Annotated in this window: 16 protein-coding genes and 1 pseudogene; 9 read left to right on the top strand and 8 right to left on the bottom strand. The window is 40.0% G+C overall.

Features of this window, described 5'->3' with window-relative positions; genetic code table 11:
- Positions 1-2 precede the first annotated feature (2 nt).
- The gene (gene istB / locus FTU77_RS09680) at positions 3-770 is read left to right on the top strand and encodes an IS21-like element ISAba8 family helper ATPase IstB (RefSeq protein WP_257223619.1); all 768 of its coding nucleotides are present in this window, start codon (positions 3-5) and stop codon (positions 768-770) included.
- Positions 771-1,491: 721 nt separating this feature from the next.
- Here the strand turns inward: istB and ilvC are convergent.
- The 3 genes from ilvC to FTU77_RS09665 all read right to left on the bottom strand — a co-directional run bounded on the left by ilvC (position 1,492) and on the right by FTU77_RS09665 (position 4,833).
- A complete protein-coding gene (ilvC, locus tag FTU77_RS09675; RefSeq protein ID WP_078189624.1) occupies positions 1,492-2,508 on the bottom strand; it encodes a ketol-acid reductoisomerase in 1,017 nt (338 codons plus the stop codon).
- 109 nt (positions 2,509-2,617) lie between these two features.
- Entirely contained in the window at positions 2,618-3,109 is a 492-nt protein-coding gene (gene ilvN / locus FTU77_RS09670; protein ID WP_078189625.1) for an acetolactate synthase small subunit, read from the bottom strand.
- Positions 3,106-4,833, bottom strand: coding sequence for an acetolactate synthase 3 large subunit (locus FTU77_RS09665; protein ID WP_180055671.1), 1,728 nt, complete (start codon positions 4,831-4,833; stop codon positions 3,106-3,108). The genes ilvN and FTU77_RS09665 overlap by 4 nt, the downstream gene beginning before the upstream one ends.
- Positions 4,834-5,577: 744 nt before the next feature.
- Here FTU77_RS09665 and FTU77_RS09660 point away from each other — a divergent pair.
- The 7 genes from FTU77_RS09660 to FTU77_RS09630 all read left to right on the top strand — a co-directional run bounded on the left by FTU77_RS09660 (position 5,578) and on the right by FTU77_RS09630 (position 15,232).
- Positions 5,578-5,874 (top strand): DUF4124 domain-containing protein, encoded by a 297-nt coding sequence (locus FTU77_RS09660; protein WP_373684406.1) that lies wholly within the window; start codon positions 5,578-5,580, stop codon positions 5,872-5,874.
- Positions 5,875-6,001: 127 nt separating this feature from the next.
- Entirely contained in the window at positions 6,002-8,623 is a 2,622-nt protein-coding gene (leuS, locus tag FTU77_RS09655) for a leucine--tRNA ligase (RefSeq protein WP_180055670.1), read from the top strand.
- 197 nt (positions 8,624-8,820) lie between these two features.
- Positions 8,821-9,354 carry an LPS assembly lipoprotein LptE gene (gene lptE, locus FTU77_RS09650; protein ID WP_078192675.1) on the top strand — a complete coding sequence of 178 codons (534 nt, stop codon included), beginning with the start codon at positions 8,821-8,823 and terminating at the stop codon, positions 9,352-9,354.
- Positions 9,355-9,363: 9 nt separating this feature from the next.
- A complete protein-coding gene (gene holA, locus FTU77_RS09645) occupies positions 9,364-10,347 on the top strand; it encodes a DNA polymerase III subunit delta (RefSeq protein ID WP_180055669.1) in 984 nt (327 codons plus the stop codon).
- Between the two features lie 136 nt (positions 10,348-10,483).
- A complete protein-coding gene (locus FTU77_RS09640) occupies positions 10,484-11,836 on the top strand; it encodes a MacA family efflux pump subunit (protein WP_180055668.1) in 1,353 nt (450 codons plus the stop codon).
- Positions 11,837-11,838: 2 nt separating this feature from the next.
- Positions 11,839-13,818, top strand: a complete 1,980-nt coding sequence (locus FTU77_RS09635) for a MacB family efflux pump subunit (RefSeq protein WP_180055667.1) — start codon at positions 11,839-11,841, stop codon at positions 13,816-13,818.
- A 10-nt stretch (positions 13,819-13,828) separates the two neighbouring features.
- Positions 13,829-15,232, top strand: a complete 1,404-nt coding sequence (locus tag FTU77_RS09630; protein ID WP_180055666.1) for an efflux transporter outer membrane subunit — start codon at positions 13,829-13,831, stop codon at positions 15,230-15,232.
- A 29-nt stretch (positions 15,233-15,261) separates the two neighbouring features.
- Here FTU77_RS09630 and FTU77_RS09625 read toward each other — a convergent pair whose 3' ends face one another.
- Positions 15,262-16,257 carry a hypothetical protein gene (locus FTU77_RS09625; RefSeq protein WP_180055665.1) on the bottom strand — a complete coding sequence of 332 codons (996 nt, stop codon included), beginning with the start codon at positions 16,255-16,257 and terminating at the stop codon, positions 15,262-15,264.
- 157 nt (positions 16,258-16,414) lie between these two features.
- Positions 16,415-16,765, bottom strand: a complete 351-nt coding sequence (locus FTU77_RS09620; RefSeq protein ID WP_180055664.1) for a hypothetical protein — start codon at positions 16,763-16,765, stop codon at positions 16,415-16,417.
- On the opposite strand from FTU77_RS09620, the gene FTU77_RS09615 reads away from it, so the two are divergent.
- Positions 16,766-17,713, top strand: coding sequence for an IS5 family transposase (locus FTU77_RS09615; RefSeq protein ID WP_180055663.1), 948 nt, complete (start codon positions 16,766-16,768; stop codon positions 17,711-17,713).
- A gap of 168 nt (positions 17,714-17,881) precedes the next feature.
- Here the strand turns inward: FTU77_RS09615 and FTU77_RS09610 are convergent.
- From FTU77_RS09610 to FTU77_RS09600, 3 genes and pseudogenes are all read right to left on the bottom strand, one after another.
- Positions 17,882-18,525 (bottom strand): annotated as a pseudogene (locus FTU77_RS09610) (IS1595 family transposase).
- Between the two features lie 37 nt (positions 18,526-18,562).
- Positions 18,563-19,708: a tetratricopeptide repeat protein gene (locus tag FTU77_RS09605; RefSeq protein ID WP_111884761.1), complete on the bottom strand. Its 1,146-nt coding sequence runs from the start codon at positions 19,706-19,708 to the stop codon at positions 18,563-18,565.
- A 24-nt stretch (positions 19,709-19,732) separates the two neighbouring features.
- Positions 19,733-24,673, bottom strand: a complete 4,941-nt coding sequence (locus FTU77_RS09600) for an RHS repeat-associated core domain-containing protein (protein WP_180055662.1) — start codon at positions 24,671-24,673, stop codon at positions 19,733-19,735.
- Positions 24,674-24,707 lie beyond the last annotated feature (34 nt).

Raw genomic sequence — 24,707 nt, 5'->3', positions numbered from 1 at the left:
ATCTGCAATACGACCGTATAGAGCAACTTTGCCAAAAGCTCAATCTGCCTGCCATCGCATCACAATGGTCACATCATGCACAACAAACATTAGGTCAAGATGGAAGTTATGCCGACTTTGTTGAAGCGATCTTGACGCATGAATATGCTGCCAGGCAACAGCGCAGTCAGCAGGTACTGATGAAACTCTCAGGCCTGCCTCAAGTCAAAACCCTGGAAGACTATGATTTTAATTATGCCCTAGGGGCCCCTAAATCACAGGTGATTGAAATGTTCAATCTGAGCTTTATTGCTAGAGCAGAAAATGTGGTGTTTCTCGGGGCTAGCGGAGTAGGAAAAACGCACTTATCTATGGCATTAGGCTATAAGGCCATCATGAACAACATTAAGATCAAGTTCATTACCGCCGCCGATCTCATGCTGCAACTGAGTACAGCCTATCAGCAAGGTAAACTGAAAACCTATATGCAACGTGCGGTACTGGGACCAAAGTTACTGATTATCGATGAAATTGGTTATTTACCGTTTGGACGTGAAGAAGCGAATTTGTTCTTTAATGTGATTGCCAAGCGTTATGAAAAAGGCAGTACGATATTGACGAGTAACTTACCCTTTAGCCAATGGTCTAAGTCATTTGCGGATGATGTTACGTTGACCGCTGCGATGTTAGATCGGCTATTACATCACTGTCATGTGGTACAGATATCGGGTGAGAGTTATCGTTTGAAGGATAAAAAAAGAATTGGGATTCAGCCCCAGGTTGAAACTTAATACGAGATCAAAGGGGTCAATTTTACTTTGCCATTTGTAAGGTAAAAGGGGTCAATTTTAGAATGCCGTTGACAGCCATGAATAATGCCTACTCTATCACAACCTAAATTCAACTCAGCTGACACAAATATAGGAGTTTTGAAACCACCCATGACTCAAAACCATCAAATTAAATTTGATTCACTTTTAAAGACCATGTTTCCAATCTTTGGCATCCCCATTAAAAACATCTTTTTTGACTGAGAAATAAAATTTTGTTCTTTTATTGCTCTACAACTTTTTTTACTTGAATACAAGGAAGAAAAAGTACTGCTTTGAATGAAGCCCAAAAAGCAAATCACTGTTGTGGACGCAAAGAGGCCACGTACTGCCTTTTATCCTTTCTAGGTACTTAGCAAATTTAAATACCACTCAAATGAGTGGGCTTCCACATTCAAATCAATTGATTGGAGAAATTAGTTTTTCTCTTTATCAACGGTTTTACTTGCCTTTATGCTGATTTCAGTAAGGCATAAAAAAGCCCCTGTTAAAAACAGGGGGCTTTTTGACTTAGAAATCAAAACTTAGTTCTTTTCTTTGTCTACGATTTTGTTCGCTTGAATCCAAGGTACGAAAAAATAGAAAAGCATGCTTTTCTATTTTTAAGGCACGTAACTTTAGATATTAAAAAACCCACTCAAAATGAGTGGGTCTTCGTATTCAAATCAATTGATTCAAGAAATTAGTTTTTCTCTTTATCAACGATTTTGTTCGCTTGGATCCAAGGCATCATTGCACGTAGCTTACCGCCAGTTACTTCAATACCATGAGCAGCATTTTGACGACGACGAGCAGTCATTGAAGGATAGTTTAACGCACCTTCATTGATGAACATTTTCGCGTATTCACCAGATTGAATACGTTTAAGCGCATTACGCATCGCTTCACGAGATTGTTCGTTGATTACTTCAACGCCAGTTACGTATTCGCCATATTCAGCATTGTTTGATACTGAGTAGTTCATGTCCGCGATACCGCCTTCGAACATTAAGTCAACGATCAATTTAAGTTCGTGTAAACATTCGAAGTAAGCCATTTCTGGTGCATAACCAGCTTCAACAAGAGTTTCGAAGCCCATTTTAACCAATTCAACAGCACCACCACAAAGGACTGCTTGCTCACCGAAAAGGTCAGTTTCAGTTTCTTCACGGAATGAAGTTTCGATAATACCAGTACGGCCACCACCAACACCTGAAGCGTAAGAAAGCGCAACGTTACGTGCATTACCAGAAGCATCTTGGTGAACAGCGATAAGATCAGGTACACCTGAACCACGTTGGAATTCTGAACGTACAGTATGACCAGGCGCTTTTGGAGCAACCATGATTACGTCAAGGTCAGCACGTGGAACAACTTGGTTATAAAGAACAGAGAAACCATGAGCAAATGCTAGCGTTGCACCTTGCTTGATGTTTGGCTCAATTACGTCACGGTAAAGTTGTGATTGGAACTCATCTGGAGTCAAAATCATAACTAAGTCAGCTTGAGCTACAGCAGCAGGAACTTCTGAAACTTTAAGACCAGCATTTTCAGCTTTTTTCCAAGAAGTAGAACCAGCACGTAGACCTACAGTTACGTCAACGCCTGAATCTTTAAGGTTAAGCGCATGAGCATGGCCTTGTGAACCATAACCAATGATTGCTACTTTTTTGCCTTGGATGATAGATAAGTCTGTGTCTTTATCGTAAAAAATTTGCATTGCTGTCTCCGCTAAAATGCTTTTGTTTCCTTTAACTTGATACCGTGATTCTGTTTGATTATTCACGTTTCAAGTACCTCACCCATAGGAGTGAGGTGAATATATAAAATTAGATAGTTAAAACTTTTTCGCCACGTGCGATACCTGAAACACCTGAACGTACAACTTCTAGAATTGTATTTTCAGCTAAGGCATCAATAAAACCATCTATCTTTTCAGTTGTACCTGCGATTTGAATGGTATATGTCGTTGGTGTTACGTCTACGATTTGTCCACGGAAAATATCCGCAGTACGTTTAATTTCTGCGCGCGCTGAACCAAGTGCTTTGACTTTAATTAACATCAATTCACGTTCAATATGAGCACCTTCAGACAAATCAACAACTTTAACAACTTCGACAAGCTTGTTGAGTTGTTTGGTGATTTGTTCAATTTTATGCTCATCGCCATACGTGGTTAAAGTCAAACGCGAAAGCGTCGGATCTTCTGTTGGCGCTACGTTTAATGTCTCAATGTTATAACCACGCTGAGAGAATAAACCTACCAAACGTGAAAGCGCACCTGCTTCGTTTTCTACAAGTACAGAGATAATATGTCTCATTGTGTGCGCTCTCCTTTGCCTAACCACATATCTTTCATTGACTGGCCAGCAACCAACATTGGATATACATGCTCTGAACGGTCAACCATCACGTTAATAAACACGCACTTATCATTGATCGCCATCGCTTCAGCAAGCTTCGACTCGAGTTCATCTGCATGGTCAATTTGAATACCTACATGACCATACGCCTCCATTAATTTAGGGAAGTCTGGAAGTGACTCAACATACGAGCTTGAGTGACGACCTTCGTAGTTCATGTCTTGCCATTGCTTAACCATACCTAATGCACGGTTATTCAAGCATAGAATTTTTACATTCAAGCCATATTGCTTACATGTAGATAGTTCTTGGATACACATCTGAATCGATGCTTCGCCAGTAATACACACTACTTGTTGATCTGGGAAGGCAAGTTTAGCTGCCATAGCATATGGCAAACCTACACCCATGGTTCCTAGACCACCTGAGTTGATCCATTGACGTGGACGTGTGTATTTGTAGTAAAGCGCACCAAACATTTGGTGTTGACCAACGTCTGAAGTAATGATGGCTTGACTATTGGTAATTTTATCCAACGCTTCAACAACTTGCTGTGGCTTCATCGAACCATCAGTTGGTTTGTCATAGTTCAAACCATGAACTTGGCGCCATTCATTGATTTGTTTCCACCAAGCCCCGATATCTTCAGGATTTGGTTTAGACACATTCAATTGCTTTAATTGAGCCAACATTTCAGTCAATACAGGCTCTACTGCACCCACAATTGGGATGTGCGCCATAATTGTTTTTGAAATCGTTGCTGGGTCAATATCAATATGAATGACTTTGGCATTTGGACAGAATTTCGCTGGATTATTGGTTACACGGTCATCGAAGCGCGCGCCTACACACAAAATCACATCTGCATTGTGCATGGTCATATTGGCTTCGTAAGTACCATGCATACCGAGCATACCAATGAACTGTGGATCATTCCCCGGGAATGCACCTAAGCCCATCAAAGTATTTGTTACTGGGTAACCAAGCAAATGAGCAAGCTCTGTCAACTGTGCAGAAGCGTTGCCTTGAACCACACCACCGCCTGAATAAATAATTGGGCGTTTAGCATGAATCAATTCATCAATTGCTTTACGAATTTGACCTGAGTGACCACGATGCGGCGGTTGATACGAACGCATTTTCACTTTTTCAGGATATTCGTAAGCAAATTTCTCTGCAGGATTCGTCGCATCCTTTGGAATATCAACAACAACAGGACCGGGACGGCCACTTGAAGCGATATAAAATGCCTTCTTAATAATCGAAGGGATTTCGCTTGCATGACGTACTTGGAAGCTGTGTTTTACGATTGGGCGCGAAATACCGACCATATCCGTTTCTTGGAACGCATCCTCACCGATAAGATGGCTTGCAACCTGACCTGACAAAATCACCATTGGGATTGAGTCCATATAGGCAGTTGCAATTGGAGTTACGGTATTTGTTGCACCAGGACCAGATGTCACCAATACGACACCTGTTTTACCTGTGACACGTGAGTAAGCATCAGCCATATGACCAGCAGCTTGCTCGTGGCGCACTAGGTAATGATTGATTTTTTCTTGTTGAAATAGCGCATCATAAATATGCAGTACTGCGCCGCCTGGGTATCCAAAAACATGTTCAACGCCTTCGTCCGCTAAAGCGCGAACAAGCATTTCACCACCAGATAAAAGTTCCAACGTGATTCACCCTAATCTTTTTTCACGCACAAATGGAGGGCATTTGTCGTGGTTAATTCATTAACTGTGTGCTCTGTTATAGCACACAAATTTCATAGTTTTCATAGCAATAAGAAAAAAATCTGACCTGCTTGCTGTTTGAGCAATATGGGGTCTAAAACATGTTGGGATAAACATATTTTGTTGGCTTTGTTCAACCTCTCGGCTAGAGAAGAAGTCCATTGCTAAAATGCACTCATTCGAAGGGTGATCGATCTAAGGCATATAAAACTAAAGACAGCATTTTTGTAGTTTCAACCATTAAAGTCAAGTTTAAAAATGGGCTTTTTTCTGATTACTTACAGACCGTTTGTTTTTTAAGCACACTCCCATTCTTTGCATTCTTTGTAGTTTGTTTATTTATAACCAGTTAGCATGTATTTAATAAAATACTTTTATAAATCTAATAAATAAATTAAATGAATTGCTGTGGTTTTTTAATTCAATTGCCTCACTTTCAACTTAAGGCATGGATTAAATGATAAAAACACAATATTTTGATTGCTTATTAATTCCACAATTCATCATTCACAAAGTTATTCATCCCACACGATGCCCCTTTTATCCTTTGTGCTAAAAAATGCATAGATTCTGCTGTCAAAAAAGCGCAAAATTTTCAGCATAATTTTGCATGATCACTCTAACTTTGGGACTGAATTTATGATGAAGACGACGATTGCTCGCACTGCCTGTATTTTATCTACCATGGCATTTTGCCTGACCAGTTTGGACCTTTCAGCGAAAGAATATTACAAGTGGGTGGACGCTAAAGGTTCAACGCATTACACCACCACGCCACCGCCAAAAAATGCGCAGCGTAAAGGTAAAGTGAATACCTATGGTGCAACAACAACTACGCAATCTGCTCCAACAAAAAACCAAGAAGAAGTTTCACGTGAAGCCGAACAGCCGAATGAACAAAATGAGCAACAAGCCGAACAACAACGCGAAGCCAATGCAGCGCTCCGCCAAGGTCAAGCCGTAGCCTCCGCACCACAATAATTTACGCCAAAGCCTTCAATTTTGACTTAAATTATTTACATCTACACAGCATCGCAAAATTCACTCTAGGCGTATTTTGCGCTATGCTGTAGCACAAACTTTTTAACCGTTATTTCTATTTACGTTTATGACTACTCACATTGACCCTGAATATCAAGCCAGTGCGATTGAACCGACAGTCCAACAAGACTGGGAAAATCGCAAAGCCTTTAAAGTTGCCGACCAAGTAGAAGGACCACGTCGTTATATCCTCTCTATGTTCCCTTATCCAAGTGGCAAACTGCATATGGGTCATGTGCGTAACTATACGATTGGTGACGTGATCAGCCGTTTCCACCGCTTACAAGGTGAAACTGTGCTACAACCCATGGGTTGGGATGCTTTCGGTCTACCTGCTGAAAATGCTGCAATTGCCCATCAAGTCGCTCCTGCAAAATGGACTTTTGAAAACATTGATTACATGCGTAATCAGCTTAAAAAGTTAGGTCTTTCTGTAGATTGGGATCGTGAATTTGCAACTTGCACACCTGAATACTATCGCTGGGAACAATGGTTATTCGTACAGCTTTATAAAAAAGGTTTAATTTACCGTAAGCTTTCAACAGTGAACTGGGACCCAGTAGACCAAACTGTTTTAGCAAACGAACAAGTTGAAAATGGTCGTGGCTGGCGTTCTGGTGCATTGGTCGAAAAACGTGATATTCCAATGTACTACTTCCGCATCACTGACTATGCGCAAGAATTACTTGACGATTTAGAAACATTAAAAGACGGCTGGCCACAGCAAGTTTTAACCATGCAACGTAACTGGATTGGTCGCTCACAGGGTATGGAAATTACCTTCCCTTCAGCGAATCCAGACGTTTATGCAGATGGTTTAACTGTATTTACCACTCGTGCTGACACACTCATGGGTGTGACTTATGTTGCGGTTGCAGCAGAACATCCGATGGCACTTAAAGCTGCGGAAAGCAATCCTGAGCTTGCTGCATTTATCGAAGAGTGCCGTATGGGTTCTGTTGCAGAAGCTGATCTTGCGACTGCTGAAAAGAAAGGCATGGCAACTGGTCTTTCTGTGAAGCACCCAGTTACAGGTGAAGAAGTTCCTGTTTGGATCGCAAACTACGTCTTGATGTCTTACGGTTCAGGCGCGGTGATGGCAGTGCCTTCACACGATGAACGTGACTTCGAGTTTGCGAATAAATATGGCTTAAACATTAAGCAAGTGATTGATGCCAAAGGTGCAGACGATGCAGACTTTGACGCAACAACTTGGCAAGAATGGTACGGTTCTAAAGAAGGCAAACTGGTGAATTCAGGCGAATTTGACGGTTTAGACTTACAAGGGGCGTACGATGCATTCCTTGCAAAATTAGAACCGACTGGACTTGCCAACTCGAAAGTTCAATTCCGTTTACGTGACTGGGGTGTTTCTCGTCAGCGTTATTGGGGTTGTCCAATTCCTATGATCAACTGTGAAAAATGTGGTCAGGTTCCAGTACCTGAAGAACAACTTCCAGTTGTATTGCCAACGGACGTGGTTCCAGACGGTTCAGGCAATCCACTCAACAAAATGCCTGAGTTCTATGAAACCACTTGCCCATGCTGTGGTGGCGATGCTCGTCGTGAAACAGATACTTTGGATACCTTTGTAGAATCATCTTGGTACTATGCACGCTATGCATCTCCAGATTTCACTGACGGTATGGTGAAACCTGAAGCGGGTCAAACTTGGTTACCTGTGAACCAATACATCGGTGGTGTTGAACACGCAATTCTTCATTTACTTTATGCACGCTTCTTCCACAAATTGATGCGTGATGAAGGTGTGGTACAAGGGAACGAGCCATTCACCAACTTGCTTACTCAAGGTATGGTGCTTGCGGATACCTACTACCGTGAATCAGAGTCAGGTAAGAAAACTTGGTTTAACCCTGCTGACATCGATTTAGAACGTGATGAAAAAGGTCGTATCATTTCTGCGAAATATCAAGGTGATGGTCAAGACGTCGTGATTGGCGGTCAAGAAAAAATGTCGAAATCGAAAAATAACGGTATCGACCCGCAAGCCATTATTGACCAATACGGCGCAGATACTGCACGTGTATTCATGATGTTCGCAGCTCCACCAGATCAATCACTTGAATGGTCTGACGCAGGTGTTGAAGGTGCAAACCGTTTCTTAAAACGTGTATGGCGCCTAGCATCTGGTTTCCTTGAACAAGGCAACTCTGCTGCAAACATCGACAAAGCGACACTATCTACCGCTGCACAAGACTTGCGTCGTAAAACACACGAAACCATTCAAAAAGTGGGTGATGACATTGCACGTCGTCATGCGTTCAACACCGCCATTGCTGCGATGATGGAACTTTTGAATGCAAACAATAAGTTTGAAGCCAAAGATGACAATGACGTTGCCGTTGCACGTGAATCAATCATTACCCTTCTAACTTTACTTGCTCCTTTTGCACCACATTTAAGCCAAACCTTATTGGCTGAGTTTGGTATCGAATTAACATCAGCACGCTTCCCTGCGGTAGATGAATCTGCGCTGACTCGCAATACACAAACGATTGTAGTGCAAGTGAACGGTAAACTTCGTGGCAAATTAGAAGTGTCTGTCGATGCCTCTAAAGATGACATTCTGGCGCAAGCAAAAGCATTACCTGAAGTTCAACAATTCTTGACTGGTCCAACCAAGAAAGAAATTGTGGTGCCGAATAAATTAGTGAATTTGGTGGTTTAAATTCCTTATATTTCCTTCTCCCTTTGGGAGAAGGTTGGGATGAGGGTAATTAACCTCTCCCTAACCCTCTCCTATGAGGAGAGGGAACAAAAGGATTTCACAATTCCCAAACAAAGCCCGTTGCGAGTCAACGGGCTTTGACTTTACAATCCACACAGGATTTCAACATTATCCCTTCGGGAAACAGAGGACACTTTATGCACTTGGTTCAACGTGTTGCTGCAATTGTATTAACTATGGGCCTGAGCGCAGGCATGGTCGGTTGTGGTTTTCATTTAAAAGGCACCAACCCTGCTGCTGTACCTGTAGCCTATTCCAATATGCGATTGGCACTTCCTGAAGATACGGATGACTTACATGAAAAGTTAGCGATTTATTTAGGTTCTGCAGGCGTGCAATTGAGCAATAATCAAAATGCCTATGTCTTACATGTGTTGGATTACACTCCACGACGTTTAGAACTCAATGGTAAATTGGTTGAAACTTTACTGCGCTTGAATGTGACGTTCCAAATTGAAGATGCTCAAGGTAACCCTGTGACAGAACCCCGTACATTGATGGCAACACGTAGCTACCAATACGACGTAGCAACCGTGAACACCGATGACCAAGAAGAAAAATATTTAAAACAAGTGATTATTGATGACATTGCACAACAAATCGTGCGCCAAATTTCATCAAACCGCTTACCGAAAGCAAACCCACTAACTGCACCGACCAAAGCTGAGTAATTTTGATTTATGAAACTTGACTATCTTCAGGCATTAAAACGTGTAGATGAAGCGCAAGGTGCCTGGGTGCTGCATGGTCAAGAGCCTTTACTTGAACAAAATCTCCTGGATGCATTTCGTAAGAGTTGGAACACTCGAGAAGTCGAGCGTCAACGGTATGACATTAGCTCTGCTGCTGATTGGAAAAATGTCTTTAATGCTTTAAATAGCTTGTCATTATTTTCCAGTCAACTGGCAATTGAGGCACATGGCAGCATTAAACCCGATGCCAATGGACTAAAACTGTTAAAAAGCTATTTGCAGCAAAATGAAAGTAACTTGCTGCTCGTGGTCATGCCGAAGCAAGACAGTGCGAGTTTAAAGACCAGTTTTTTCCAAACCATTGATGCCAATGGAGTCAATGTTGCACTGACTGCAAACTACCCTAAAGATCGTCAGCAAATTTTGGCCGTTGAAGCACAAAAGCTCGGCATTAAACTCGCCAATGATGCTTGGCAATGGCTAGAACAGCATCATGAGCACAACTTACTGGCTGCAAAAAATAGTTTAATGCGTGTTGCAGATACTTTTCCTGAAGCAGAGATGATCCAAATAGATCATCTGTACTCTTGCTTACAAGATCAGTCACGCTACACCACCTATGATTTAAATGATGCCATGCTGCAAGGCAATTTGGCGCAATCAATTAAAATTTTTCAATACTTAATCGCTTCAGGCGAGCCGATGTCGCTGATTTTATGGAGTATCAGTAAGGAAATGCGTTTGCTAATGCAACTGTTTGAGCAGCCACAAAATGCCTTGCAAATCGGTATTTGGAAAACCAAAGTCGGGCTGTATCAACAAGCGTTACGCCGTTTAAATGCCAACGATTTTTTGACTTGGCCTGCCCTATTACTTCGTTTAGACGCGTCAATAAAAGGTTTAGGTCATGAAAATCCTGAGCACTTGGTACAACAAGCTATTGCCAGCTTGTGTGGGCGCAGACTCTTCTAGTCTAATAAAAGGCTGTAATAACTTGCATTGCAGTATAAAAGAATAATTATCATTACTGTTTGTTCAAAAAGTTCACAATTTATCCGTATTTAAATCTTATAATTCAATCATCTTTATAAACTTTTAACTGCCAATCATGCCAAAAATAAAACCAGCAAAATTGATCGTAGCCATCATCGTTGCTTTGGCAATCGCTGTCACTGCATGGCATTTCCTAAAACCTAAAGAAACTCAGCCGCAATATATTACTGCTGAAGTGAGTCGTGGTGACATTGAAAACTCTGTACTTGCAACAGGTGTACTTGAAGCAACCAAAATGGTGAGTGTTGGTGCACAGGTTTCTGGTCAGGTGAAAAAGATGTATGTGCAACTCGGTGATGAAGTGAAACAAGGTCAGCTGATTGCCCGTATTGACTCTGTACGTCAGGAAAATGATTTAAAAACTGCAGAAGCCAGCATCAAAAACCAACAAGCGCAATTGGCAGTTAAACAAGCAAATCTTGCAAAAGTCCAAGCTGAATATAATCGTCAACAAGCAATGTACGCTCAAGACGCGACTAGTCGTGCAGAACTTGAATCTGCGCTAGCAAGTTATAAAACTGCGCAAGCTGATATTGCAGCCATTAATGCACAAATTGAACAATCACGTTTAACTTTAGCGACTGCAAAAGAAGACTTAGGCTATACACAAATTGTTGCACCTATGGATGGAACCATCGTGGCGATTGTGACTGAAGAAGGCCAAACCGTAAATGCTAACCAAAGTGCGCCAACCATTGTGAAATTGGCAAAACTCGACACCATGACCATTAAAGCTGAAATTTCTGAAGCCGATGTGATGAAAGTCCAAGAAGGTCAAAACGTTTATTTTACAACCTTGGGCGACAGTGAAACAAAACACTATGCTACCCTGCGCCAAGTTGAACCTGCGCCGAACTCAATTAACACCGAAAGTAACAACAACACCTCTTCGTCTTCAAGTACTGCGGTTTACTACAACGCGTTATTTGATGTCCCAAATGAAGACGGTAAATTGCGTATCGATATGACCGCTCAGGTGTATATCATTTTAGACGAAGCCAAGAATGTCTTGACTGTCCCTGCTGCAGCCGTACAAACCTCGAACCGTCCACAACGTAGCCGAAATAATACGTCTACCGATGGTCAATCTGCTGATAAAAATGCCAGCGCAGAAGCTAGATCGAACAAAGATACTCCAAACCGTCCTAAACATTTAGAACTGACTGAAGCTGAAAAAACATTGGTCAAACAAGGTAAAGCCAGCGTTGCGATGGTTCGTGTACTACAAGCCGATGGTTCAGCTCAACCACAACAGGTATTACTCGGTTTAAATAACCGTGTGACCGCACAAGTGATCCGTGGCTTAAAACAAGGTGACAAAGTCGTGATTGCCGACGGTTCTGATACTTCAAATGATTCAGCGAAACGCAGCAACCGCGGTGGTGCTGGCGGCCCAATGAGAATGTAATCATGAGTCAACATCAAACACCTCTACTCGAGGTCAAGAATCTGACGCGTGAATTCCCTGCCGGTGAAAGCACAGTCCAGATTCTAAAAGGGGTGAATCTTGAGATTTACCCAGGTGAACTGGTAGCAATTGTAGGTCAGTCCGGTTCTGGTAAATCTACCCTCATGAACATTTTGGGGTGTTTAGATAAACCCACAAATGGCAGTTACAAAGTCAAAGGGCGCGAAACGCGTGAGCTTGAACCTGATGAATTAGCACAGTTACGCCGTGAATATTTTGGCTTTATTTTCCAGCGCTATCACTTACTCGGTGATTTGAATGCTGCTGGTAACGTCGAAGTTCCTGCAATCTATGCCGGTGCAGATGCAACCGAACGCAATGCACGTGCCAAGCAACTACTAACCGATCTTGGACTGGGTGAAAAAACCCAAAACCGTCCGAGCCAACTATCGGGTGGTCAGCAACAACGTGTATCGATTGCGCGTGCCCTCATGAATGGTGGCGATGTTATTCTTGCCGATGAACCGACCGGTGCACTAGATAAGAATAGTGGTATTGAAGTGATGCGGATTTTGCGCGAACTCAATGCCAAAGGTCATACCATTATTTTGGTCACGCACGACCATAATGTTGCAAAAAATGCGACTCGAATTATTGAAATTTCTGACGGTAATATCATCTCAGATCAGCCCAATGTACCTGAAACAGATGATGAACCTTTAGAAAAACAACAACTCGTTCCAAACACACAGAAAAAAACTTCAAGCTGGCGCTCTGCCGTTGACCGTTTAGGTGAAGCATTCCGTATGGCGATTCTTGCCATGAATGCACACCGGATGCGTACATTTTTAACCATGCTCGGGATCATTATTGGTATCGCTTCTGTGGTATCCGTGGTGGCCTTAGGTAATGGTTCTCAAAAGCAGATTTTAGAAAATATCAGCAGTTTAGGTACCAATACCATCACGGTGTATCAAGGTCGAGGCTTTGGTGATAATTCCAGATCCTCCCAAGTAAAAACATTGGTTCCAGCCGATGCGACGGCCCTTGCGGAACAACCTTATGTCGATGGCGTTAGTCCTTCAGTCAATTCATCTGTTACAGCACGTTTTAAAGACACAGAAGCGTCGACCACAGTGAATGGCGTGAGTGAAGATTTCTTCTATGTCAAAGGAATGAACTTCGCTTCGGGTCAGCCTTTTGATAAAGAAAGCGTGACTGAGCAAGCGCAAGATGTGGTGATTGATAGTAATACTAAAAATACCTTCTTTGCAGATGGCACCAACCCTGTGGGTCAAGTCATTTTATTAGGCAGTGTGCCGAGCCGTATCATTGGCGTGATCGAAGAACAAAAAAGCATGATGGGCAACTCAGATAGCCTGAATGTGTATTTGCCGTATTCAACGGTCATGAGTCGTATGTTAGGTCAGTCGAATGTACGTAGCATCATTGTCCGAGTAAAAGATGAATACCCAAGTGCTGCTGCTGAAAACGCCATATTAAACTTATTGGTGCAACGACATGGCGCGCAAGATGTCTTTACACAGAACTCCGATAGTATCCGTGAAACCATTCAACAAACCACTGCAACAATGACTTTATTGGTGTCTGCTATTGCGGTGATTTCATTGATCGTCGGTGGTATTGGGGTCATGAACATTATGTTGGTTTCTGTGACTGAGCGTACTCAAGAAATTGGTGTACGTATGGCCGTGGGTGCCCGTCAAAGTGATATTTTACAGCAGTTCCTGATTGAGGCGGTGTTGGTATGTATCTTAGGCGGTGTGCTTGGGGTTTTATTATCTTTAGGTATTGGACAATTGATTAGTCATTTTGCCGGTGGAACATTCCAAATGGCCTATTCAACAACGTCTATCGTTGCTGCATTTGTCTGCTCAAGTATGATTGGTATTGTGTTTGGCTTTATTCCTGCACGTAATGCCGCACAGCTTAACCCTGTCGATGCGCTTTCTCGCGAATAAGGAAATAATGATGCAAATGACCTTAACTAAACTTGCAAGTGCCTTCATTCTCGGAAGTAGCTTAGTCGGCTGTGCCGCTGTGGTTAAGACGCCTTATGAAGCTCCTGCAACACAACTCCCGACGCAATTTCAAAATGCGAAAGCCATGAGTCAGCAAGTTCATGCAGATACTTATGCTGACCAATGGTGGACATTGTTTAATGATGTTCAATTGAACCAATTGGTGAATCAAGTTTTAGCTGCGAATACAGACCTTGCTGTTGCAGGTATTAATTTACAGCAAGCTCGACTAAAAGCAGGTTTGGCTGAAAACAAACAAGGGCCACGCGTGAGTTCAAGTGTTTCAACTGGACATAACTTTGACCTTAACTCAGGTGATGACTCATCAAAAGGTGTATCACTCAGTGGTGGCGTTAGTTATGAAGTAGATTTATTTGGTCGCTTGGCTAGCCAGACTGAGGCCGCAAAATGGGAAGCTCTAGCAACTGAACAGGACCTACAAGCCACTGCCCAAAGCTTGATTGCAACAACAGCAAACCTATATTGGCAACTTGGCTATTTAAATGAGCGCTACAGTATTGCGCAGCAAAACTTAACCAGTACGCAAAAAACCTATGACTTGGTCAAGGTGCAATATAAAGCCGGCGCCGTGTCAGGTTTAGATCTAACGCAAGCAGAACAGTCGGTCCAAAGTCAAAAATCGACCTTAAGCCAAATTGCCCAACAAAAAGTGGAAACACGTACTGCATTGGCTGTGTTATTGCATGAACCTGTGCAACAACTGAATATTTCAGAGCCGCAGCGTTTACCTCGAATTGCATTACCGACGATTGCAGCGGGTTTACCAGCCGAGTTGTTGTCTCGCCGTCCAGATTTACAAGCGAGCGAATTAAGATTACGTAAAGCTTTGGCAAATAAAGATGCAACGAAAGCCAGTTACTATCCTTCAATCAGTTTAACTGGCAGTTTAGGCTCGAGTAGTACCTCTTTGAGTAATTTATTACAAAACCCAGCTTTGGCTTTGGGTGCAAGTTTGAGTTTACCTTTCTTGCAATATAATGATATGAAGAAAGACCTTGCGATTAGTGATTTAGATTATGAAAAATCTATTATTCAATATCGTCAGACCCTGTATCAGGCTTTTGCCGATGTGGAAAATGCGCTATCCAATCGTACTGAATTAAGTCAACAAGTTGCTTTGCAAGAGCGTAATGTACAGCTTGCAGAAAAGACTGAGCGTTTGACTGAAGTACGTTATCGAAATGGTGCAATTGCGTTGAAAAACTTGCTTGATGCACAGGAGACCACACGTAATGCTCGACTGTCTTTGGTTCAAACCAAGCAAAGTCAATACAATGCTTATGTGACTTTGATGCAGGCGTTGGGTGGCAGTCCGATTAAGCAGTTGCCTTGATTAATATAAAAAAAGCCCGAAAGGGCTTTTTATTTATCCACCATTTTAAACATCGTAAATTCAAAATTATCTTTTGCGCTGATTTCCTCTGGGCGCTCTAAATCCATTTTGTTTTTTCGTACTACATCTTCATGCCAAACGGGCAATGGTTTGATATGCAGTAAAATTCTTCGTGCAACAAAGTTACACACATCAAATGGATAAGCAAATAAAGCTGGAACCCAATTATAATGATAAATGATTCGAAATGATTTCCATGTATCTCTCCAACTTTCTTTTGCACCCACGACCTTTTGACAATAGGTTAGTTGGGTAAACGGATCGATGGTACCATACATAGGATGCGGTTTCGGATAAAGCTCTTCTGGTCCTTTCATCATAAAATGACAAATAAAAGCCCATAAACCTTGGGTGCGGAATATTCCAATCATTGGAAAGCCAATCACAAAGGTATGTTTTAGGATGCCGTCTTCGATGATATGTGCCCGAAGCTCTCGTAATGGAATGCCAGACAACCCAAAACTACTGCCCATAATATAAACTACATCTGTCCATTTCTTTTCTATATATTCTTGATCATTAATATAGAAAAAAACTTTACCTGTTTTTCTATTAAAAAGAATAGGTTTACAAATGGGCTGTTTATTATCGTATTTAAAATATGGACTCATAAATGCATAAAAGACAAGTATTATAAAAAATAAATAAACAATTATAATAAATACATACATACCAATCCCATCATCAAAAAATGGATTAGTTAAAAAATAAATCAGCAAACCAATTGAAAACAACCATATAGGTAAAATAAAAATAAACATGCTTATAGACTTACCTAGCCGAGCATAAGATTGATCAATCAATTCAATATAATCATCATTTATGCTAATAAATGACCAGTTATGATTTCTCTTAGAATCATTGTCAAATTTGAGTAGAATATCCCCCTCATCTAAATGAGAAAAAGGAATATTCTGCTCAAACACATCATAACCAAAGACGTGTTTTTTAATTTTACTTTTCATATTAATTGTATACCGACTTTAGGCCCAACATTTGTTGTTGAATAGTATCAAACCTAATTATACTTTGATCCGTTGATAATAAACATTTACGAATCCATTTTTGGGTATCATTATCTTGCTTGGGCAAAATATGTAATTAAAGATAAAATAGACTTTTTCATTTCTTATCAGAATAATCCTTAGGATAAGGATCATCTTTAATAACTTTTCGATAATCATAAATAGATTCTAAAATTAATTTCTCTGATGTATCTTCATGTCGTGCAGTTAATAAATATATTTCTTGAGAGTTTTTAAAGCTATACAAGTCAAAAATTTGTTCTGAGTTTTCACTGAGATATATTAACGAAGCTGCGGAACTCTTAATAATATACATAAATAAAAAATAAAAAGTAAAAATCGCAGAAAAGAATATTAAAGAATTAACTAGATCAAAATTTTGAGGGAGTACAATGGCTTTGTTGCACAATCCTATCTGTAAAGGCTTTTTCAGCGATATAATTTTCAAATGAAGAAACCTACACACAAAATCTACCGCACAACCAATTGGCCCGCATATAACCGAGCACTCATGAGTCGCGTAAATATTGCCATTTGGTTTGATCCTGCTACGCAATGTTATGCGCCATCAAAAGGCAAACAAGGGCGAAATCAAACCTACTCCGACGCAGCCATCCAATGCTGCTTAATGATTAAATCCTTATTTCGTCTGTCTTTACGTATGGTTACTGGCTTTGTGCAAAGTCTGATTAAACTTTGCGGATTAGATTGGATAGCGCCAGATTACTCCACACTGTGCAGAAGACAAAGGCATATCGATATTGCAATTTGCTATCAAAAAAGTAGTGGTGGTCTCCATCTACTCGTAGACTCTACTGGCCTAAAGTTTTTAGGTGAAGGTGAATGGAAGCGTAAGAAACATGGACCTGAATATCGTCGCCAATGGCGTAAGCTTCATATTGGTATCGATGCTGAAACCCTTCAAATACGTGCTGTACAACTCACCGCAAATAATGTCAGTGATTCACAGGTACTGGAAGATTTACTTGCTCAAATCCCTTTAGATGAACAAATCGATTCTGTTTATACAGATGGTGCTTATGACACAAAACGATGCCGTCAGGTCATTGCAGATCGGCAAGGGCATGCGGTGATTCCACCTAGAAAAAATGCGAAACCATGGAAAGATACAAAGAGTAGCTCCCTTGAGCGAAATGAATTACTTCGAACGGTTAATCTTGCGAAGCAATGCTTCTCAGGCAGGACACTATGGAAAAAATGGTCAGGCTATCATCGGCGAAGTTTGGTTGAAACTAAGATGCATTGCATCAAATTATTAGGAGATAAACTCAGTGCAAGGAGTTTTGATAGCCAAGTGAATGAGATTTATACACGTGTAGCAGTCCTCAACAGATTTACGGAATTAGGTCGGCCACTTACCCAAGTTACGCCTTAAATTTGGCTCAATTAGGGGCGCTTTGCATTTAAAATCTTTGTGCAACAAAGCCCTATAGTTTTGTAAATTAAAATTATAAAAGACATTTAGCCAACAAAAGTTTGCTTAGATAATTAATATATAAAATTTTGGGGCTTTACTAGATAAGGTTTGAATTCCAGTCCAAACTCACAAAGTTTTCAACTGTTGACTTGGACTTCCATAATTAAATTTAAACTTACATTCCTTTAGAAACAAGGGAAAAAATTCTTTAGGAATATCATTATATTTTCTCAATATTCTTTTCGCTTGTTTCCAAAAATTCCCAATTCCATTTATATGATTTTTCCCATTTTCAAAATGAGTTGAATGATTAACTCTATCATGGCAAAAACCTGCAACATCCAAGGCATTGTAGCTACGCCATTGGTCAGTATAGGCAATGCTATCTAGAGTAATTTTCTTAGAATTACAGGCATTAAAGTACTAAATTTAGTATCAGGAACAACAACGGTATAAACCTTACATTACGCTTCAATAATCCAAATACAAAAAATAACTTTATCAGCGGCACCACGCCCTCGTTTACCCTTACGAGTTCCACCAAAATAGCTTTCATTTAACTCAATTTCACCATCAAATATTTCAAAGGCTTCTATCTCTAAATGATAAGCAATAATTTTACGAATTTTAGTAAACAAAAGTGCTGCTGAATTATTATGAATTTTTAATAAATCAGCAGCAGCTCTTGCAGTAACTTCTAGCACGAAAAATTCAAGTAGTTTTAATTGGATTTTCTTACCTAATTTACAGTTAGTTAGCTTTATTTTCATTGATTAACATATTGCTAATCTAGTACAACCCCAAAGTTTATTTCAAATTATTGAGCATATCTTGTGCGGGCTGATAACCATGCTCTGCAGCATATTCCAAATACACCTTAGATCGAACAATATCTTTTGGCACACCTAAACCATTTAAGTATATAAATCCTAAGTTTGATGCTGAAACAATTTTTATATCATTGCTCCCAACTTTAAATAAAACTAAATTAACATTTAATGCTTGATGGTAATCCTTTTCACAATAATTTCCTTTTAAATATTCAGCACCCAAATTAATTCCAGCTGGCAAGTAACCATTTTCAAATGATTTTTTATATAATTTACAAACTTCAGGATTTTTTTCACTTTTATGCTTCAACACTCTAGCCTTAATAAAATCTCCTGTTATTACATCATGACTTATTAGTTTATTAGCCAATTCATCTGCTTTTTCTAAATCCAAGTACTCTTCAAAACTAGGCATTTCACCGAGATATAGAGCTGCTAGATCAGCAAGAGCAAACCAATATTTATTTTCAGCTGCAATATTATTATTTTTAACAAAACTATCCACATCCCCATTCATTAAATCAATCAAAGCTATTTCAGAATAGGAAGCTGCAATATATTTTTTTGATTGATTTAATAATAGCAATGATTTTTCAATATTTTTCTCAACACCCAAACCTCTACTATATCTTGCACCCAAGTTATGCATAGCCAAGGGGCTTCCTAAATCTGAAGCAATTTTAAGATATTTAATGGATTGTTGAATATTACCATTTTTTGCGTAGTATTCGCTGAGCCACAAATTTGCTTCTGGATTTTGGTTATCTGCTGAAAACTTGATCAGTTCTAATCCAGCATCTTCATTTTTTATAAAATGTTTTCCGTAATATGTAAAATTTCCTAAAAAATAAGCATCACTTACTCTTTTTTTATTTTCTTCCAAACATTTTTTTGTTGCTGCATTGAAATTATCAAAGTTGCTATTACAATGTGGAGATAATATTTTATTAACTTCTTCTTTTAGACTTATTGGTATTTTTCCACAACCAATAATTCCATTTTCATTATATATCTCACAAGGTACTTGTATAACTTCCAATTTTTTTGATTCGGTATTAGACTTTATACATCCTCCCAAACTTCCCAATACTAGAGTCAGTGAAATCAACAATAAAATTCTCATAAAAATTCCATATAAAACAAAATATTATTTGGGTGCACTGCAAATTGTTATTTGAGGACAAAAAGATACATCAGCCCCTAAAGCAACGCCTATAGCTGGACCCGCAGTCCCAGTATAGTTATCTACACTTGCATAATCTTTTGGGCTTTTTATTCCTGTTGTTCTATTTTTCAAATCGATCCCACTCGAATCAAAATTTGTAGTACAAACTGAACCTTTAGCACCAACTAAAGCACCTGCTGCTCCATTTACACAAGTTGATGCGCTAATACCTGAACTCAACTCTGAGGTGCTTACTAACTTTTGTATACTTCCAGTGACCTCTACTGCTGCTCCAAAAGAAGGACAAATATAGGCTATTCCACATTTTTTATTTTTACCATCCGCAGTTTGAGAATCTGCTAACCCTACTGCCCCACTAAATCCACCAATTGCTTTTGTTGAAAACTCACCAATTGTGCCTGTAGTCTTTACATTTTCCTTAGCTATTTGGGTCAATGATTTTTGTGGTACTTGAGACTTTCCTGGAACATTCATTTGATTAATCCCCATCTGTCCACTATATTCTCTTCGTTTCTCTTTCCTTTTTTGTTCATCTTCTTTAACTTTTGCTGCTAATTGTTGTTGCCTGTAAGCTTCTGCATTCGCCTCTCTCTTCTCTACAGACATAAAAGAACTTTCACGTTTTATCAAATCTATAGCTCTCTTATCAGAGGCTGCCATAAGCTCAAGAGTTTTTTGAGTAAAACCATTATTTTTTTTATCTTGCAACCCCATTGGATCAATCCACAGATTTGGATCACTTACATAAGCAGAATTATTCAACCCTCCAAACAACCCTATTGGGTCCTTACTCACATACCTTGCACTAAACGGCTCATAATAACGATAACGGTTATAATGTAACCCTGTTTCACTATCGTAATACTGTCCTTGGAATCTTAGATTACTTTGCTCAAGCAGGTTATCACCTGTATTTATTTCTAAAGCTGTGCCCCATGTATCCTGTTTAATTTCCCAAACACACTCACCCAACTCATTACTTAAAGTCTGAGGTGTTCCTACTTGGTCACAGTGGTAAAAGGCAACTTTTTCTAATTCAGCTTTATTCTTTCTCGTTTCATGCTTCCAAATCGGATCTTTATAAACTGAATAATCCTCATGTTGAAATTGAGCATAGTCAGGGGTTTCTAAAAGCTTGATAAAACCTGTATAGCCCGTTTGCAGTAGTGGCACAAAACTCTGTGGTTCATAGACATAATGCTTAGTGTAGTTTTCATTGGCATTCTTAGATTGCTGCGACTCCCAAATCATCAGGTCACCGTCCCAGCCAAATAACGTCAAGGTTTGTGCATTTTGGTTTTTCTTAAACAAGCGTCGTCCAAATACATCATAACCATATTCAGTCACCTGACCATTATGATCACTGCGAACCAACCTGTTCAGGTTATCCCACGTCAGTTTTAATGTTTTTCCTGCGTTGCTAGTTTCAATCACATTGCCTTGCGCATCGTATTTATAATTTTTGCCTTTATATTGCGATATCAAATTACTTTTCACTTGAGATGCTGGCGTGGCAATCGGGTCAATCAAGTTCCCTGCTGGGTCAAAAGTAAAACTTTCAGTTTGGTGTAAGCTTTGACTCTGTGTTAAACGGCCAATGGCATCATATTGATAAGTCAGCTTACCTAAGCGGCTGTCATTTACTTGCGTGAGTAAATAATTTTGATCATATTGATAATGCCGTTCTGCTTGATGCTGTACACGACCTACCGTTTCTTGTTCTGGTTGAATAATTTGTGAACTCAGCAGACCGACATCATTGTAATTTTTGCTTTGAATTAAGCCATTGGCCAACATACGAGTGGTTTCACGGTGTAAGTCATCACGTTGGAACGCGACCATATCTTGTTGATTAAATGCAATACCATAGATATGCCCTGAACCATAGCTTAGATTGCTTTGAACTTGCCCATCGGGACGAATCGTTTTCGTTAAATTACCTAACTCATCATACTCATAACGCAATACAGCTGTCATCGGCTTTAAATTTGGCACGTTGTAATGCTGATGCTCACGTACCAATTGCCCAAGCGCATTTCGATAGAAATCACTTTGGCTTTCTTTATTTTTTGCTTTGCTCAGTTGGTTATTCAGATTATATTCAAACTCTTCGGTTTGGCTATGACGCGTTTGCACATGGGTATAAGTTTTTGATGCAATCATGCCATCAGCAAAGTAGGCAAATTGAGTAAAAACATTCGGCTGGCGAATTTGAAACAATTGACCATTTTCATTGTAGCTATAGTGCTTTTCTTCCCCATCAAAAGCTTGTTCATGTACCAATTGCCCCAAACGGTTATAACTAAATAAATATTCCGCATGGTTTTGATTGATCAGCTTTTGAATACGGCCTTGATTGTCCCATTGGTAGCCAATTTGATGGCGGTTCGCATCTATACGCTGTTCGAGCAAACCCGCAGCATTATAACGGTACTGCGTGCTTAAACCTTTGGTATCCGTATGCTTCAGCAAGCGTCCTTCTTCATCATGTTCAAATTGTTCTTTTAAACCATCAGGATAAACAATTGCTTTAAGCTGGCCTTTGTCTTTTCCCTCTGAACTGTAGATATATTTGACTTGCTGCGCATCAGCAGACTGCTGGGCCGTCAGTGCGCCTTCTTCATCGTATTCCCATGCGCTTTCTTTACCTGAACAATCGCTATATGCGGTCATTTGCCCCAAATCATTATATTGAATTTTTTTAGCGCCGCCTTTGGCATCAATGATTTCTACAACTTGATTATCGTTGTTGTATTTATACTGCGTGCTATGACCTAAAGGATTAATTTCCTTGGTGACATTACCATCAGCATCGTATTCTTTTTTCCAAATATGACCTTCTGGATCTTTAGTTTCCGTCAAATTTCCTGCTTCATCATAGGCAAAACGGATGATGCCTCCATTTGGCTGTACAATTTTAATCAGCTGATCTTGCTCGTTATAAACTTGTTCGGTTTCTAGGCCTGCAAAATCAATTTGACGGGTAATGCGTTTTTGACTGTCACGCGATAGCCATTTTTCACGGCCATCGGCTAAGCGTGTGCGATAGGTAAAGCCATCTAAGTCAAAATAGTAATAGGTCGGCACATCATAAGCATCATATACAGCAACTTGGCGCAGTCGTGGATGCCACTCCAAACGGGTCTTAAAGCTGCCGTCATCTGCCCATTCTGCTATGGCTTTGGCATTCGCTTCTTTGGATTCATAACGAATATTTTGCCCACGCCCTGTACGGTCGGTATAACGGGTCAGCTGATGCGCATCATTATATTCATAGCTGCGCACGTGACCATTTTGATCTACAGCCTTAATTAAATTGCCTTGCGTATCATATTCATAACGTGACACTGGCTCTGCTTGCTCATCCACAAAGGCAGCAATGATTTTCACTTGTTCATTAAAGGCAAACTTGAGCTGGTGTTTGCCTCGCTTCAGTTGAAAATCAATACTTTGCAGAAAAGCCTGCTGTTCAAATAGTAAATAACTTAACTCAATTTTTTCATCTGTTTCTTCATTGAATTGCTGAATCAACTGATAGTGCTTTCCACCATTGAAACTATGAAAATGAAAACTCCAAGTTGAACCAAAATTTAGGACTAAGTCTTCATTTTCTAAAGGTTCTACCGTAAAGCCCTCATAAGGTACCGTATAAGCTTCATACAGGATTGACTCAGGCAACTGATGCTTGCGCCCATTACTGTCTATAAATAAGTAGCCATTTTTATTTTGGCTAATGACATTCGAAAAAGGCATCATCCAACGCGCGCCCATCATGCTGCCATCAAACTCATGCATTTGCGAATTATATTGACGGCTGAAGCTAAAGCCCACTTTGGGTAAGTAGAAATCAGTATGATTGACTCGTTCTGCGCCAATGGAATAGCTGATACTGTGCTTAGATTGTGAGTCAGCTCCTTGGCAAGGCGGATTATTCAGTGCATCGGCCTGTAAAGTTAAAAACTCTAAAGTATCACCTGTTGTATGCTGCTCATGCTCACCAGTTTGATTTAAAGGAACGCTGGCACTGGCTTTATTGCCTTGTTTTTTTATGGCTTTTAAGGTTTCTTGTATTAACCAAGCAATACTATATTTTGTACCTGCATTTGCTTGTTGCTGAATTAGATTCGGTAAAAGCGATTGTGCTTGTTGTGCTTCCAATTGTAAAGATGTGACCCCTGTTGGCTTTTTAAGTTTCGGTATCAAACTAGCAAGCGCACTGGTTTGTGTCAGATCAATCAGCGGTTTCGTCCAGTTACTAAATTGTTCCGTTGGATCTCGTTTTTCGGCAGTTGCGCCAAAATTAATGGTTGGTGATACCAGTCCTGATTTCGTTTCAGTTGCAAAGGCTGAGAGTATGGATATACCCAATGTGCTTGCACCTGAAAGCAAGGTAGGTAATTTAGCTTGTGTTTCAGTCAGGAATTTTTCTATATCCCCTGCCATTTGCGCATTTAAATGCAAAGACATGCGACGGATATCGGCTTCTTTGACTTTACCATTTTGCGGATATAAACATTCAGCCATGAGTCCCAATAAAGGACGTAAAGCCATTCGTACATGAGCTTCGGCTTTGGGTTCTAAGTATAAACCAATCAAGTTCATACAAAGTAAAGCGCCTTGCTGTACTCCTGACTCACCTTGTTTTTGCTCAGTACAAAACAATAGTAAATCTAAGACTGAACCTGAAAGTGCAAAAATATTGGCAACCGTTGGTACATTAGCAAGACTTTTCAACTGCCCTAAGTTGGTATTACCACATTGCTTTAAATAGTTTTCAATTTGATGTGCAATAAACTTATGATCTTCAGTATGCGTCACACTTTCTAAATTAAAAATTGCCAGTTCTACGGCTGGCTTATTTATTGTCTGTTGTTCTTTTTGAACATTTTGCTCAGTTGTCATGTAAAAACCTATTACTCAAATTCTAAATATTTAA

It is taken from the genome of Acinetobacter sp. YH12142, assembly GCF_013418435.1.
Classification (GTDB): Bacteria; Pseudomonadota; Gammaproteobacteria; order Pseudomonadales; family Moraxellaceae; genus Acinetobacter; species Acinetobacter amyesii.
Note: the sequence above shows the minus strand (reverse complement) of the source record. Positions and strands in the feature narration are given on the sequence as shown.

Excerpts from the sequence above, each read along its gene's own strand:
- ilvC (WP_078189624.1), bottom strand. The coding sequence starts at position 2,508 with ATGCAAATTTTTTACGATAAAGACACAGACTTATCTATCATCCAAGGC.
- ilvN (WP_078189625.1), bottom strand. The coding sequence starts at position 3,109 with ATGAGACATATTATCTCTGTACTTGTAGAAAACGAAGCAGGTGCGCTT.
- FTU77_RS09660 (WP_373684406.1), top strand. The coding sequence starts at position 5,578 with ATGGCATTTTGCCTGACCAGTTTGGACCTTTCAGCGAAAGAATATTAC.
- leuS (WP_180055670.1), top strand. The coding sequence starts at position 6,002 with ATGACTACTCACATTGACCCTGAATATCAAGCCAGTGCGATTGAACCG.
- lptE (WP_078192675.1), top strand. The coding sequence starts at position 8,821 with ATGCACTTGGTTCAACGTGTTGCTGCAATTGTATTAACTATGGGCCTG.
- holA (WP_180055669.1), top strand. The coding sequence starts at position 9,364 with ATGAAACTTGACTATCTTCAGGCATTAAAACGTGTAGATGAAGCGCAA.
- FTU77_RS09640 (WP_180055668.1), top strand. The coding sequence starts at position 10,484 with ATGCCAAAAATAAAACCAGCAAAATTGATCGTAGCCATCATCGTTGCT.
- FTU77_RS09635 (WP_180055667.1), top strand. The coding sequence starts at position 11,839 with ATGAGTCAACATCAAACACCTCTACTCGAGGTCAAGAATCTGACGCGT.
- FTU77_RS09630 (WP_180055666.1), top strand. The coding sequence starts at position 13,829 with ATGCAAATGACCTTAACTAAACTTGCAAGTGCCTTCATTCTCGGAAGT.
- FTU77_RS09625 (WP_180055665.1), bottom strand. The coding sequence starts at position 16,257 with ATGAAAAGTAAAATTAAAAAACACGTCTTTGGTTATGATGTGTTTGAG.
- FTU77_RS09615 (WP_180055663.1), top strand. The coding sequence starts at position 16,766 with ATGAAGAAACCTACACACAAAATCTACCGCACAACCAATTGGCCCGCA.
- FTU77_RS09605 (WP_111884761.1), bottom strand. The coding sequence starts at position 19,708 with ATGAGAATTTTATTGTTGATTTCACTGACTCTAGTATTGGGAAGTTTG.
- FTU77_RS09600 (WP_180055662.1), bottom strand. The coding sequence starts at position 24,673 with ATGACAACTGAGCAAAATGTTCAAAAAGAACAACAGACAATAAATAAG.